Origin of the sequence: Elizabethkingia argenteiflava (assembly GCF_009904105.1) — a bacterium.
GTDB classification, from domain to species: Bacteria; Bacteroidota; Bacteroidia; order Flavobacteriales; family Weeksellaceae; genus Elizabethkingia; species Elizabethkingia argenteiflava.
The window spans coordinates 1-225 of sequence record NZ_JAAABJ010000217.1 but is presented as its reverse complement, the minus strand read 5'-3'; the positions used below and the strand labels follow the sequence as shown (position 1 = coordinate 225).

The window sequence follows — 225 nt, the reverse complement described above, 5'->3', positions numbered from 1 at the left end:
TATATAATTCTTCATCAAAATAATAATAATTCTTGGCTGTTTTATTATTCCTGAGATGGGTTTTAATATTGGCGATTATTTTTTCTTTTTCTAACATGTGTCTTAAATTCTCACTGTCAAATCCTGCTTCAGCATTGAGAAACAATCCTTTATGATCTATTTCTGCTTCGCTTAGAAGGGACAGAATTTCTTTCAAACTACCTTCTATTTGGTATAAATCGTGAT

Annotated in this window: 1 pseudogene; it reads right to left on the bottom strand. The window is 29.8% G+C overall.

What is annotated here, in order from left to right:
- Positions 1-225, bottom strand: a pseudogene (locus GNY06_RS01925) (IS5/IS1182 family transposase); the annotation flags it as partial.